This is a genomic window from Pseudooctadecabacter sp., assembly GCF_020627745.1.
Classification (GTDB): domain Bacteria; phylum Pseudomonadota; class Alphaproteobacteria; order Rhodobacterales; family Rhodobacteraceae; genus Octadecabacter.
The window spans coordinates 20,264-32,062 of sequence record NZ_JAHDGE010000001.1 but is presented as its reverse complement, the minus strand read 5'-3'; the positions used below and the strand labels follow the sequence as shown (position 1 = coordinate 32,062).

The window sequence follows — 11,799 nt, the reverse complement described above, 5'->3', positions numbered from 1 at the left end:
GGGAGCGGCGTTTCTATCTGCAAAGTGCCAAAGCTTAGAAGCCCAGACCTTCGTACTTTTTCTTGAACTTGGACACGCGGCCGCCGGTGTCCAGCAGGCGTGCGCCGCCGCCGGTCCATGCGGGGTGCACGGTGGGGTCGATGTCGAGGCTCAGCTGGTCGCCTTCGGCGCCCCAGGTGGATTTCATCTGGTAAACCGTGCCATCGGTCATTTTGACGTCGATGATGTGGTAGTCGGGGTGAATGTCTTTTTTCATGCGCCCAATCCTTATGCGTCTGCGCCGCTGGACAGCGGACGATAGTTGGTCTTTTCAGCGATACGTGCGGACTTACCACGGCGTGCGCGGAGGTAGTACAGCTTGGCGCGACGAACGCGGCCACGACGCACAACGGTGATGCTGTCGATGTTGGTGGAATAGAGGGGGAACACACGTTCCACGCCTTCACCAAAGGAAATCTTGCGAACGGTGAAAGAGCCGGCGATGCCCTTGCCGTTTTTGCGTGCGATGCACACGCCTTCGTAGTTCTGCACACGGGTGCGCGTGCCTTCGGTCACTTTGTAACCGACACGGATGGTGTCACCCGCTTTGAAGTCTGGGATGTCTTTGCCCAGTTCGGCGATTTGTTCCGCCTCGAGTTGTGCGATCAGGTTCATTGACCGTCTCCTATATGTCGCGCGGTTTGCCCGCGGATGTGATCGGCGCCAGAGCTTTGGCCTTCGTTTGGGTTAGTCCCGATGATTTGCGTCGGGGGCCCACCAGAGGTTCGCGTCCTTGTTGATGCTATCTGGCGGGTTCGCGGTGAAGAGGTCGCGGCCAATACCAAACAGGTCCGGTCGACCGATTCCGGTCGCGGACATGCGGCGTATAAGGGCGCGGGGCGCGGCGATCAAGGGCTTTGGTCAGACAGGCGCGGACATTCAGCCCCCTTTTGTGACGGCACGTTCTGCCGGTGCTGGCCTGTCGACCACCGCGCAGGTGTTTGACCTTGCCCGAAAGCCGCATTACGTCCCTGACCAACCCAAGAGAGTGATAACATGACCCAGCCTTCGGACCTTGCTGCCGATGCGCCGACCCACGTGATTGTTGGCGACGGCATCACCGCTTTTGCCTTCCTTGAAACCGGCAGGTTCGCGCCGGGCGAACGGGTTGTGGTTGTCGGGCGGCAGGCCACGCAGCTGGGGCGCGGAGCAGCCTATGCAACAGGCGAGGCGGGTACGCCGTGGCGGTATGCCTATTTGCTGAATTCTCCTGCGGATGACATTGATCCGGCCTTTGCCCGATGGCTGTCGCAGAATTGGGACCGGATTGTCGACCGGATGCAGGGGCGGTCGCCCGACTGGCTGTCCATGGCAGCACCGCTGGTTGCGGCGGGCGACACATACGGCGTCAATGCGCCGCGGGAGTTTTACGGCGACTTCATGGCCGAACGGCTGGAGGAGATCGTCCACCGGCTTCAAAAGACCGGCGTGTCGGTGTCCTTTCTCACCGATGAGGCGGTATCGCTAAAGCAGTCGCAGGATGGCCTGCTGATCGGTCTTGCGTCAGGCGGGACGTTGCGGGCGCGCTCGGTCGATGTGGCCCCCGGTGGCCCGTCCACCATGCGGATTGACGGCGATGATGGCCCGTTTGCGGCCCCCAGCGTGTTCGGACACGAACACCGGATCGCCAGACATATAGAAGCGGGGGAGGAGATTTTCTGCATCGGGGGCAATGCTGCGATGCTTGACGTGCTGCGCCTGTGCCAAAGTCTGCTGGCGGATGACGACATAAGGTTTGTCGCCTGCGCACCCGACGGGGAGGTGCCGCCCCCGTTGGTGCCGCGCCTGCCGCGCCGCATGACGCAGCCGCGTCTGACCACAGGACACGCCACCGCCGACAGTTTTCTGGCCGAGGTCGGCGCAGAAATTGATCGTGCGCGTGCCGACGGTGACGAGATGCGTGAAATTCGGGCCGGTTTCAGGGCACATTTTCTGGATACACCCTTGAGCGTCTATGTCCCCGATCTCAATGAGGCGCGACGTGTGCCGGGCACTTTGCGGCTTTGGTTGCGCGGGGGCACGCGTGATACCATTCAGGATATGCACCGTTTGATCGGCGCGGGTCGTGCGCGGGTGATGCAGGGCCTTGTGGCGGGTGTTGAGCACGGGCCGGACGGTGCGGTTGTGCGGCTTGTCGATGCGACAGGCACGGAAACGCTTTATCAGACGGGGTTTGTCGTGAATTGCGCGGGGGCGGGGCCGAATTCGCGGTTTGATCCGCTGACGGCCGATTTGTTGCGTCAAGGGCTGATAGATTTATGTCCTGTCACGCGCGGGTTGCGGGTGGGTGAGGCATGTCGCACCGGACTTGCCGCTGTGCGCTACCTGTCGCCGTCGGTGACACAGATCGGTGACGATGTCATGGCGATGCCGCTTTACGATGCGCATATGTTGCGCGCCTATGTGGACCGCTCCGGCGGGCGGGCATTAACCACGCCTGACGATTGAGGAAATTATTTATAGTTTGTTGAGATTTTGAGGCGAGGGTCCGACCCGAAAGGATCTGGTCCATGAAATATCGCGCTCACCGATTTCCGACACGATTTCCCGTGACCGTCCGCCTAGGCGCGGTTGGACGTAAATCACTCGTCACAAGCATCAGCGCCTCAGGCGCATGTCTGTCGATCGGGGAACCCCTTGCCGTCGGGCAAACCATTGACGTGACATACAGCGGTGGCCGACTTGCCGGAAAGGTTTGCTGGTCGAACGGGGACAAGGCGGGCGTGACATTCGCCCGACCGCTTGGAAAATCCGACCTCGATCGCATCCGGTTCGGGTGCAACCCCGTTGGCAGTTCCCGGCCGCGGCGGGTGGGATATGCCTGAACGGGTTTGCTACTGCGGGTCTGTCGATGACTTTTTGGCCCACAGATCGGGGCGGCGCTGTCGGGTGATCTGTTCGCTCATCTCACGACGCCAGGCGGCCACCTTGCCATGATCGCCGGACGTCAGAACCTGCGGAATGTCGTGGCCTTCCCACAGGGCCGGTCGTGTGTAATGCGGATGTTCCAGCAATCCGTTTGAATGGCTTTCCTCAACAGCGCTTTCGGCATTGCCCAGAACGCCGGGCAGAAGGCGGACGCAGGCGTCAATCAGGGTCATTGCAGGCAATTCGCCGCCCGTCAGAACATAGTCGCCCATGGACACCTCCATGATCTCGTAATGATCCAGGACGCGCTGGTCGACGCCTTCGAACCGCCCGCACAGCAACGTCACGCCGTCCTGCGTGCTGAGGTCTTGCGCCATCTTCTGGGTAAAGGGCACCCCACGCGGGCTGAGGTACAACAGGGGCATCCGGCCACGGGCCTTGCGCCGTGCGTCCCCGATGGCATTGGCGACAACATCCGCACGCAACACCATGCCCGCGCCGCCGCCCGAGGGGGTGTCGTCGACGTTACGATGTTTGCCAACCCCGAAGCGGCGCAGGTCGGTTGTCTGCAACTGCCAAATCCCGTCCTTGAGCGCGCGCCCCGTCAGGCTTTCGCCCAGCAGGCCGGGAAAGGCATCGGGAAAGAGGGTGATGACCTGTGCCGTCCATGCCTTCGCAAGACTGGGGCGGTCCGTCATCAGTTCCTGCGGTTTCAGGCTGACCTGAACCGATTTGCGCCCGATCGAGCGACCTTTGCCAGCCGTATCCGTCATGATGCCCCGCCGTCCTTCATAAGTTTCACCTTGGCGGCCTGCACATCGTCGTCCGACAGATCAGACCTGTTCAGCCGCAGCAGATCGTCCAGAATATGATCGTCGGGTCCGATATTTTGCGGCGGCAGGGGTTTGAGGCCCCGCCGGAGATGACCGGGCAATTCCAGCAGGTCAATCAGGGGGGCCGACAGACCCTCCGGGCCATCCAGCCCGGACACATCGCGTATCTGGACGCGGCCTTTGACAGCGCCTGCGACGTTTTCGGCCACGGCGCGCAGATCTGCTGCGTTGCGATAGGTGTCGAGATAGGCGTCTTGATCCATGGTCAGGCGCGACGTCCGCAGATTGTGACGATAGGTCGAGCGCAGCCAGCTTTCGGGATCGCGTGTCGAAAAATGAAAAATGACCTCGGCCTGATCGCCGAACACACGGTGAATGACATCTTCCGCCGCTGCCATCAGCGCGGGCGTCGCGCCATAGGCCATCTGGCCGTCACGACCGGGCATCCGTCCAGCCAGATTTTCATCCGAAATCAAAACCTTGCGGCTTTGGCCAACGTCAAGGCCAGACAGGGTGGCATGAAGATCGTCCGCAAAGGCCTCAAGCAAAGCAGGCGCGCCCAGACGCGAATACCGCACGGCCATGAGGGCTGCGCGGCCACGGGTGCGCCCGGGCAGGACCAAGGCGGATTTGGGCCAGATAAAACGCCCGTTTTCGCGCAAATGGGTTTGAACGGTGGTCGTGCCGGTCTTGTGGAATCCGGCGTGAACGATAATGCGGCGCGGCGTCATGCGTCCGGATCGGCGAACAATCCGCCGGGCGGGTCGATGATAATGCGGCCACTGGCAAGATCTACTGTCGGAACGATGGTGCGGGTGAACGGGACGAGGACAGTGTCTTTCAGGCCGGGGGCAACAACCTCCAGCAGGTCATCCGCCCCGTTGCTTTGCACGGCTTTGACGCGGCCCAGTTCGGCGCCGCCGGTGTCAAAGGCCATCAGGCCCATCAGGTCGGTGTGATAGAATTCGTCGTCCGGCAGGGACGGCAGTTGATCGCGCTGGGCGATCAGGTCGATGCCGCGCAGGGCGTCGGCCTCTTCCTTGGTGGTGATGCCGTCGACGCGGGCGATGAGGGCACCTTTGGTCTGGCCCTTGAGGACGATGGTGGTGATGGTTTTTCCGTCAGACCGCGTCAGCGGGGTGTAGTCGGCCAATGCCTCGGGGTCGGCGCAAAAGGATTTCAGACGCACGTCGCCGTGGACGCCGAAAGCGCCTGAGATGGAACCGACAATGAGCGTGTCATCTGCCATGGTGCACCTGTGGGTGGGCAGGACGGGCCGCAATCTGCATCGCGACCCGCCCTGCCAAAGGTCTGATTATTCAGACGTTTCTTCGGAAGCGGCCTCTTCTGCGGGCTCTTCCGCCGGGGCGGCTGCGGCTTCGGCTGCGGCGGCGGCTTTGGCGGCTTTTTCTTCTGCGCGGTCTTGCGCTTTTTTGCCGGGCTCACCTTTTTTCAGGTTCGCGCGCTCTTTCTTTTCGGAGACGCCAGCGGCTTCGAGGAAGCGGGAGATACGGTCGGTGGGCTGGGCACCCTGATCGAGCCAGTACTGCACACGCTCCATATCCATTTTCACGCGCTCTTCGCTGTCTTTGGCCAGCAGCGGGTTATATGTGCCGAGCTTTTCAACATAGCGGCCATCACGTGGCATGCGGCTGTCGGCGGCGACGATACGGTAGAAGGGGCGCTTTTTGGAGCCACCACGGGCGAGGCGAATTTTCATAGCCATGAGTTTGATTTCCTTAGGATTTTGATTGATGTGATTGATGGTGCTGAATGACTTCAGCGATGATGAAGTTGAGGAACTTCTTGGCAAATTCCGGGTCCAGATCGGCCCGTTTTGCCAAATCTTCAAGCCGTGCGATCTGCGCTTCTTCGCGCTTGGGATCGGACGGGGGAAGGTCGTGGCTGGCTTTGAGTTTCCCCACAGCCTGCGTGTGTTTGAACCGCTCACCCAGAGTGTAAACGAGGATCGCATCGAGGCGGTCGATGCTGTCGCGGTGGTCTTTTAGGATGTCGGCGGCGCGTGCGGTGTCGGTCATGTCAGCCCTCCGTTTCGGGTGTCACAGGCCATACACACCCCGTACACACCCCGTACACAACCTGTATGTACAGCTTTGATCATGTCAGCGCCCCTTTGTGGTGACGCCAGATGTTGACGTGGGTGTAGTGGTTCGCAAATTCGCCGCCGGGGGCGTTGGCGATTTTGGTTTCTTCGGGGTCGGGTTTCGCCCCCAACGCGCGGGCAACGGCGGCGGATGGTGCGTTGCCTTCGTCGATGTGCGACTGCGCGGTCGTCACGCCCATCACGTCCCATGACCAAGGAATGATCGCGCGCATGGCTTCGGTGACGTAGCCTTTGCCTTCGTATTTGGCGTCGTAGAGCGTCCAGCCGAATTCGGGTTCTTTTTGGTAATAGGGGTGAAAGACGCCGAACCCGCCGATCACGTCGCCAGGCGCATCCTTGAGTGCGGTCATAAACAGACCATACCCGCGCAGGACCCATTGACCGGCGATGGCCATGAACTGGCCCGCGGCTTTTTCGCGGTCGATCGGGCCACCGGTGAATTTTGACCTCTCAGACATTTTGTACGCGATGTAGCGGTCCGCATCGCGCAGATCGGGCGCGCGCAGCACAAGGCGCTCTGTCTCAAGTGTGGGTATGGTCACGGCGGGGGTCATTTCTTTTTGCCGAACCCTGACAGGCCGGGGGGCAGGGCAGCACCCCCGCCAAGACCGGGGAGGCCACCCATACCGCCGGGCAGTTGCGCGCCCATCTTCTTGGCGGCTTCTTCCATGGCGGCGGGGTCGTTCATATCGGGCATACCGCCCTTGCCGAACATGCCTTTCATGGCCTGTTTCAGCATCCCGCCTTTGCCCATCTTGCCCATCTTTTTCATCATGTCCGACATCTGGCGGTGCATTTTGATCAGCTGGTTGAGTTCACGGACCTCAAGCCCCGCACCTTGCGCGATGCGTTTCTTGCGGCTGGCCTGCAGCAGTTGCGGGTTGGCGCGTTCTTTCTTGGTCATCGAATTGATCAGGGCGATCTGGCGTTTCAGGACGCTGTCGTCAAAGCCTGCTTCTTCGACCTGTTTCGACATTTTCTTCATGCCGGGCATCATGCCCATCATGCCTTCCATACCGCCCATTTTGAGCATCTGGTCCAGCTGCATTTTCATGTCGTTCATGTTGAACCGGCCCTTTTGGAACCGTTTCATCATCTTTTCGGCCTGTTCGGCCTCAATCGTTTCTTGTGCCTTTTCCACAAGGCTGACGATGTCGCCCATGCCAAGGATGCGGCCTGCGACGCGGTCGGCGTGGAATTCCTCAATCGCGTCCATCTTTTCGCCCAGACCCACAAAGCGGATCGGGCGGCCTGTGACGGCGCGCATGGACAGGGCCGCACCGCCGCGTCCGTCACCATCCATTCGGGTGAGGACAACGCCGGTGATGCCGATGCGACCGTCGAAGTTTTCAGCCGTTGATACAGCGTCCTGACCGGTCAGGCCGTCGACGACCAGCATGGTTTCGCGGGGGTTGGCGACGTCGCGGACGGCCTCAACCTGTTGCATGAGTTCTTCGTCGATGCTGAGGCGACCTGCGGTGTCGAGCATGTAGACGTCATAGCCGCCAAGGGAGGCTTGGGTCTTGGCACGTTTGGCGATCTGGACGGGGTCTTCGCCCTTTACAATCGGCAGGGTATCCACGCCGATCTGCACGCCGAGGATTTGCAGCTGTTCCATGGCGGCGGGGCGGTTCACGTCCAAAGACGCCATGAGGACTTTCTTGCCCTCACGTTCTTTCAGACGTTTTGCCAGTTTCGCCGTCGTCGTGGTTTTACCGGAGCCCTGCAGGCCGACCATCAGGATGGGGGCTGGCGGGTTGTCGATTTTCAGCGTGCCGGCGTCGTCATCCCCTTTGAGGACGTGGACCAGTTCGTCGTGGACGATTTTCACGACCTGCTGGCCCGGTGTCACGGATTTGGTGACGGACTGGCCGGTCGCCTTGGATTGCACCGCTTTGACGAAATCACGCGCAACGGGCAGCGACACGTCCGCCTCAAGCAAGGCAACGCGGACCTCACGCAGGGCGGTTTTAACGTCGTCCTCGGACAGGGCACCCTGTTTGGTGAGGCGGTCGAAGACGCCGCCAAGGCGGTCTGACAGGGTCTCAAACATGGGCGCGTCCTTTCGGCGTCGTTGCGGTTGCCCGACCTATATGGGGTCGGAGGGTTCAATACAAAACGGCCCCCGTGGGCGAAACTCGCTGACGGGGGTCGATCCCTTGATGACAAGGGACCGGACGGCTGGTGCTGTCCGGATATGAGGGGCGTTTAGGCGTCAGCGGGGGCGGAGTCAAGCGGTGGCCACCGACGCCGTGCTGTCAGGCAGGTACGCGCTATGCCGCCACGGGGGGCAGCACGTCCTTGGCTGCCAGAATGTCTACGTCCGTGATGCCGATGAAGCCGAGGAAGAAGCGCAGGTGCGACGACAGGAAATCAATATCGGACCCCACAGGCACACCGCCTGACGCCACCGCAACGATGGCCTTCTTGCCGGTCAGCAAGCCCTGCGGCCCGTCTGGGGTATAGCGGAAGGTCACGCCGGGGCGCGCCACCAGATCCATCCATGCCTTCAGGGATGCGGGAGCGGCGAAGTTGTAGATGGGGGCGCCGATGACGATGGTGTCGGCGGCCTGAAGTTCGGCAATCAGAGTGTCGGACAAGGTCAGACGGGCGGCGTCCTCGGGCGACCGGGTCGCGGGGTCGGTCAGGCGGGCATCCGCCCAGGGCCCGTCGATCTGCGGTAGGGGGTGGGCGGCCAGATCACGGCGGGTGACAGTGCCGCCCTGCTGTGCGGTCAGGGCGGCAGAGGCGGCGCGGGACAGGCTTGTCGTCAGATTGGCCGATGCGTCGATATGGAGGATATGGGGCATGTTGGGGGTCCTTTATGGGTCTGCCCCCTGATATTGCATTTGCGAATTTGAACGCTACTGCTGGAATAATCTATCTGATGTGCATAAATGCAGAAAAGACGCGGCGATTGCAAAGACGTGATCGGCAGGGACTTGGGCACAGGGCACCCGCGCGCCAAGATGGGACAGGTTAAGTGGGACATAAGATGGACAACTGGGACGAAATCCGCACGGCGTTTCAAGTGGCGCGCATCGGCACGGTCAGCGGTGCGGCAGATGCGCTGGGCGTGCATCATGCGACGGTGATCCGGCATATTGATGCGCTGGAACAGCGCCTCGGGGTGAAGCTGTTTCAACGGCATGCACGGGGTTACACCGCGACGGAAGCAGGCCAGGATCTGATGCAGGTGGCCACCGCGACGGACGACCAGTTCACCCAGCTGGCGGGCCGGATCCGCGGGCAGGGCGAAGGCGTGTCCGGCGATCTGGTGGTGACGTCGCTGGTGATGCTGTCGCCCATGCTGGTGCCGGTCATGGCCAAATTCCGGCGCGAAAATCCCGATCTGACAGTGCGTTATCTGACCGGCGACCGCCTGTTCCGGCTGGAATACGGGGAGGCCCATGTGGCGATCCGCGCGGGTGCCGCCCCCGATCAGCCCGACAATGTGGTGCAGCCGTTCACGTTCCAGCCGCTGCATCTGGTGGCGTCGCCGGACTATATTGCAAACCACGGCAGGCCGCAGGACGAGGGCGATCTGCCGGAACATTGGTTCATCGGTCACGACAACGCCGAAAGCCGCGCGCCGTTTATCCAGTGGCTGACTGCCACGGTGCCCGCCAACCGCATCGTCTTTCGCACCACAGACAACCGCGCGATGGTGGATGCCGTTCTGGCCGGGGCCGGGATCGGGTTCGTGTCCAAATGGGAGATGGAGCGCCACCCCGAATTGGTCGAAGTCATCCCGCCACGTCCCGAATGGTCCGCGCAGCTGTGGTTGGTGACCCACGTCGATCTGCACCGCACGACCAAAGTGCAGGCGTTCCTTAAGTTCCTGAAAGATGAGGCCGCGACTTGGGATTTATGAGCGGGGGCGCCTAGCTGTCGTCTGACAGCTCGACGGCCAGAAATCTTTCAAAGGCATCAAGGTTGACCGCCTCAAACTGGCCAAAGCTTTGCATCCAGACGGATGCCCCCCGCAAGGCATCAGGTTCCAGCTTGCACCACTTCACACGGCCCCGTTTTTCCTGGCTGATCAACCCCGCCGCTGTCAGAACGCCCAAGTGTTTGGAAATCGCGGCCAGCGACATCTCGAACGGTTCCGCCACATCTGTGACGGCCATGTCGTCCTCCAGCAGCATCGACAGGATCGCGCGGCGGGTGGGGTCTGCGAGGGCGGCAAAGACGGGGTCGAGGGGCGAAGACATAAAGCCATCAACCGCAATGCCGCGCAAACGTCAACCAAATGGTTGAATATCGACACGGCGCCCGGCTGGCCATTTTGACGCAGGTCTTGCGCTTCTCTGGTTCAAAAATACCTAAATAAAACAGCGCCCTAACACACCACATCCCCAGCTTGACTCTGTCCCCTGACCCGGCCTAAACCCCACCCAACCAAGGAGGGGGCTTCCGACGTGTCCGACCCGGTCCACGACGACGATCACGCAGCGCGCATGAAGGCGCTGGACGACAAGATCGCGGCGTTGAAGGGCGGGGACGAAAAGCGGCCCCATCAGGACGAACATTATTCTCAGGCACAGATGGCCTGGCGTATGGTGATCGAACTCGTGGCCGGTCTGGGGATCGGTTTCGGCATTGGGTACGGGTTGGACGCCGCGTTTGGCACCTCTCCGTTTCTGATGGTTATATTTATATTCTTCGGCCTCGCGGCGGGTGTCAAAACCATGATGCGGTCGGCGGAAGAGATGCAGAGAGACCAGTTGGCCAAACAGGCTGACGACGCAACAACCGCCCCCATGGCGGGCGAGACAAAGGAAGACTGACGTGGCAGATCCAGTTGATGGCGGCGGGCTGAGCTTTAAGCCCCTTGATCAGTTCGAAGTGAAACGTTTGTTCGGCGAAGGTCCGATCGAATGGTACACGATCACAAACGTCACCATGTGGATGGCGATTGCCGTGGCCTGTATTGTGCTGCTGCTGGTCATCGGCACATCCAAACGCGCCGTTGTTCCGAACCGCACACAGTCGGTTGCCGAAACGCTGTACGGTTTTGTCTACACGATGGTCGAAGATGTGACAGGCAAGGACGGGATCAAGTATTTCCCGTATATCTTCACGTTGTTCATCTTCATCCTGTTTTCAAACTTTCTTGGCCTGTTGCCCATGTCGTTCACCACGACGTCGCACATTGCCGTGACCGCGATTTTGGCCTTTGCAGTGTTCTTTACTGTCACGATCATCGGCTTCGTCAAGAACGGCGCTGCTTTCCTGGGCCTCTTCTGGGTGTCCAGCGCGCCTTTGGCGCTGCGTCCGATCCTCGCCGTGATCGAGGTCATTTCCTACTTCGTGCGTCCCGTCAGCCACTCCATCCGTTTGGCCGGCAACCTGATGGCCGGTCACGCCGTGCTGAAGGTGTTCGCGGGCTTTGCGCAGGTGGGTTTGATCATCGCACCTGTGGCGATCCTCGGCGTTGTTGCGATCTACGCGCTTGAGGTCCTCGTGTCGGCCATTCAGGCCTACGTTTTCACAATTCTGACGTGCGTCTATCTGAAAGACGCGCTTCACCCCTCACACTAAGAATGCTTCCTCGGGGGTGACCCCCGGGGTGCTAAACTTCCAATCGTAAGGAGATACATTATGGAAGGCGAACTCGCACACATCGGCGCTGGTCTGGCTGCAATTGGTTCCGGCGCTGCCGCAATCGGTGTTGGTCACGTGGCTGGCAACTTCTTGGCTGGCGCACTGCGCAACCCATCCGCTGCTGCCGGTCAGACAGCAACCTTGTTCATCGGCATCGCATTTGCAGAAGCCCTGGGGATCTTCTCGTTCCTCGTCGCTCTGCTGCTGATGTTCGCTGTCTAAGACATAGACCGCTTATCCTTACGCTTTGGGTGGGTCGCCTTTGCGATCCACCCGATGTAGGGCCCAAACATCGGCGACAGGCGGCACCCGCCTGACGCTAACACC

17 protein-coding genes are annotated in these 11,799 nt (G+C 60.9%); 6 read left to right on the top strand and 11 right to left on the bottom strand.

What is annotated here, in order from left to right:
• Positions 1–34: 34 nt before the first annotated feature.
• On the bottom strand, positions 35–256 hold the full coding sequence (rpmE, locus tag QZ653_RS00190) for a 50S ribosomal protein L31 (protein WP_296416852.1): 222 nt from the start codon (positions 254–256) through the stop codon (positions 35–37).
• Positions 257–267: 11 nt separating this feature from the next.
• Positions 268–654, bottom strand: a complete 387-nt coding sequence (gene rplS / locus QZ653_RS00185) for a 50S ribosomal protein L19 (RefSeq protein ID WP_296416850.1) — start codon at positions 652–654, stop codon at positions 268–270.
• Positions 655–1,035: 381 nt separating this feature from the next.
• Here rplS and QZ653_RS00180 point away from each other — a divergent pair, with 381 nt between their 5' ends.
• The gene (locus QZ653_RS00180; RefSeq protein ID WP_296416847.1) at positions 1,036–2,487 is read left to right on the top strand and encodes an FAD/NAD(P)-binding protein; all 1,452 of its coding nucleotides are present in this window, start codon (positions 1,036–1,038) and stop codon (positions 2,485–2,487) included.
• A 62-nt stretch (positions 2,488–2,549) separates the two neighbouring features.
• Positions 2,550–2,864 carry a PilZ domain-containing protein gene (locus QZ653_RS14940; protein WP_366933039.1) on the top strand — a complete coding sequence of 105 codons (315 nt, stop codon included), beginning with the start codon at positions 2,550–2,552 and terminating at the stop codon, positions 2,862–2,864.
• 9 nt (positions 2,865–2,873) lie between these two features.
• Here QZ653_RS14940 and trmD read toward each other — a convergent pair whose 3' ends face one another.
• From trmD to QZ653_RS00140, 8 genes are all read right to left on the bottom strand, one after another.
• Entirely contained in the window at positions 2,874–3,680 is an 807-nt protein-coding gene (gene trmD, locus QZ653_RS00175) for a tRNA (guanosine(37)-N1)-methyltransferase TrmD (protein WP_296416846.1), read from the bottom strand.
• Positions 3,677–4,471, bottom strand: a complete 795-nt coding sequence (locus QZ653_RS00170; RefSeq protein WP_296416845.1) for a hypothetical protein — start codon at positions 4,469–4,471, stop codon at positions 3,677–3,679. The genes trmD and QZ653_RS00170 overlap by 4 nt, the downstream gene beginning before the upstream one ends.
• Complete coding sequence (gene rimM, locus QZ653_RS00165; RefSeq protein WP_296416843.1) at positions 4,468–4,989, bottom strand: ribosome maturation factor RimM; 522 nt, start codon at positions 4,987–4,989, stop codon at positions 4,468–4,470. The genes QZ653_RS00170 and rimM overlap by 4 nt, the downstream gene beginning before the upstream one ends.
• Before the next feature lie 66 nt (positions 4,990–5,055).
• On the bottom strand, positions 5,056–5,466 hold the full coding sequence (gene rpsP, locus QZ653_RS00160; protein ID WP_296416840.1) for a 30S ribosomal protein S16: 411 nt from the start codon (positions 5,464–5,466) through the stop codon (positions 5,056–5,058).
• Positions 5,467–5,479: 13 nt separating this feature from the next.
• A complete protein-coding gene (locus QZ653_RS00155) occupies positions 5,480–5,779 on the bottom strand; it encodes a chorismate mutase (RefSeq protein ID WP_296416839.1) in 300 nt (99 codons plus the stop codon).
• A 79-nt stretch (positions 5,780–5,858) separates the two neighbouring features.
• Positions 5,859–6,407, bottom strand: a complete 549-nt coding sequence (locus QZ653_RS00150) for a GNAT family N-acetyltransferase (protein WP_296416836.1) — start codon at positions 6,405–6,407, stop codon at positions 5,859–5,861.
• 8 nt (positions 6,408–6,415) lie between these two features.
• A complete protein-coding gene (gene ffh / locus QZ653_RS00145) occupies positions 6,416–7,918 on the bottom strand; it encodes a signal recognition particle protein (RefSeq protein ID WP_296416834.1) in 1,503 nt (500 codons plus the stop codon).
• A gap of 220 nt (positions 7,919–8,138) precedes the next feature.
• Complete coding sequence (locus QZ653_RS00140) at positions 8,139–8,675, bottom strand: FMN-dependent NADH-azoreductase (protein WP_296416832.1); 537 nt, start codon at positions 8,673–8,675, stop codon at positions 8,139–8,141.
• A gap of 185 nt (positions 8,676–8,860) precedes the next feature.
• Between QZ653_RS00140 and QZ653_RS00135 the strand changes: the two genes are divergently transcribed.
• Positions 8,861–9,739 (top strand): LysR family transcriptional regulator, encoded by an 879-nt coding sequence (locus QZ653_RS00135; RefSeq protein ID WP_296416831.1) that lies wholly within the window; start codon positions 8,861–8,863, stop codon positions 9,737–9,739.
• A 10-nt stretch (positions 9,740–9,749) separates the two neighbouring features.
• Here the strand turns inward: QZ653_RS00135 and QZ653_RS00130 are convergent, their stop codons facing one another.
• A complete protein-coding gene (locus QZ653_RS00130; protein ID WP_296416829.1) occupies positions 9,750–10,079 on the bottom strand; it encodes an ArsR/SmtB family transcription factor in 330 nt (109 codons plus the stop codon).
• Between the two features lie 207 nt (positions 10,080–10,286).
• Here QZ653_RS00130 and QZ653_RS00125 point away from each other — a divergent pair, with 207 nt between their 5' ends.
• The 3 genes from QZ653_RS00125 to QZ653_RS00115 are packed head-to-tail and all read left to right on the top strand — an operon-like array spanning position 10,287 to position 11,694.
• Positions 10,287–10,655, top strand: a complete 369-nt coding sequence (locus QZ653_RS00125; RefSeq protein WP_296416827.1) for an AtpZ/AtpI family protein — start codon at positions 10,287–10,289, stop codon at positions 10,653–10,655.
• Between the two features lies 1 nt (position 10,656).
• Positions 10,657–11,409 carry a F0F1 ATP synthase subunit A gene (locus tag QZ653_RS00120; RefSeq protein WP_296416826.1) on the top strand — a complete coding sequence of 251 codons (753 nt, stop codon included), beginning with the start codon at positions 10,657–10,659 and terminating at the stop codon, positions 11,407–11,409.
• A 60-nt stretch (positions 11,410–11,469) separates the two neighbouring features.
• Entirely contained in the window at positions 11,470–11,694 is a 225-nt protein-coding gene (locus QZ653_RS00115) for a F0F1 ATP synthase subunit C (RefSeq protein ID WP_015496525.1), read from the top strand.
• Positions 11,695–11,799 lie beyond the last annotated feature (105 nt).